The organism is Lysobacter sp. DMC104 (assembly GCF_056313665.1).
In genome coordinates, this window is record NZ_JBQUZW010000031.1 from 1 (window position 1) to 1,250 (window position 1,250).

Annotated in this window: 1 protein-coding gene; it reads left to right on the forward strand. The window is 64.3% G+C overall.

Going from position 1 to position 1,250, the window contains the following annotated elements; genetic code table 11:
* Window positions 1–9: 9 nt before the first annotated feature.
* Window positions 10–1,209, forward strand: a complete 1,200-nt coding sequence (locus ACT53R_RS19605; protein WP_476173597.1) for an IS256 family transposase — start codon at window positions 10–12, stop codon at window positions 1,207–1,209.
* The last annotated feature ends 41 nt before the right edge of the window (window positions 1,210–1,250 follow it).

A 1,250-nucleotide genomic window follows, 5' to 3' on the forward strand; every position in this document is an offset into this window, starting at 1 on the left:
CCCCTCGACATTCCGGCCGAGTTGCTGGAGAAGTGGATCCCGGGCCCGATGGATGCCGCCGGTATCGAGGCGGTGTTCCAGCGCCTGAAGAAGGCCGTGATCGAGCGTGCCCTGGGGGCTGAACTGGGCATGCACCTGACCGGTCCGGACGCGGGCGTGTCGAACCATCGCAATGGACGCAGCAGCAAGACCTTGCTGACCGATGAGGGGCCGATCCGGATCGATGTGCCGCGGGACCGTGCGGGCACGTTCGAGCCGCAGCTGATCCCCAAGCACGAGCGCCGGTTTGCCGGGTTCGACGAGAGGATCGTGTCGATGTATGCCCGAGGCATGACGGTGCGGGAGATCCAGGCGCACCTGGCCGAGATGTACGCGGTGGAGGTGTCGCCGGACTTCATCAGCAAGGTCACCGACGAGGTGATGGGGGAAGTCCACGCCTGGCAGACGCGGCCACTGGAGCCGATGTATCCGGTGGTGTTCTTCGACGCGCTGCGGGTGAAGGTGCGTGAAGACGGGGTGGTGAGGAACAAGGCCGTGTACCTGGCGCTGGGGATTCTGGCCGACGGCACGCGCGATATCCTGGGGCTGTGGATCGAGAACACCGAAGGCGCGAAGTTCTGGATGCGGGTGTTCAATGACCTGAAGACCCGGGGCGTGGAAGACATCCTGATTGGCGTCGCCGACGGGCTCAAGGGCATCTCGACGGCGCTGGAAGCGGTGTTTCCGCAGGCCACGCTGCAGACCTGCATCGTGCATCTGATCCGCAGCAGCCTGTCGTATGCCGGCCACAAGGACCGCACGGCGCTGTCACACGCGCTCAGGCCGATCTACACGGCACCGACAGCGGAAGCGGCCGAGACCGAACTGGCGTGTTTCGAAGCCAGTCCGTGGGCGAAGAAGGTTCCGACGGTCGCGCCAGCCTGGCGCCGGGCATGGACGCAGGTGGTGCCGTTCTTCGCATTCCCGCCGGAGGTTCGCCGCATCATCTACACGACGAATGCGATCGAAAGCATCCACAGCCGGCTTCGCAAGATCATCAAGACCCGGGGCCACTTCCCGGGCGACGATGCCGCGACCAAGCTGATCTGGCTGGCGCTGCGCAACATCACGGCGCAATGGCGCAACCCGTCGATCATCTGGAAAGCCGCGATGAACCAGTTCGCCGTAATCTACGGTGACCGCTTCACAAGACCACGTGAACTGCCCTGAATCGATGTCCGCCCCGAGCACACAAAAAATCTGACACACCC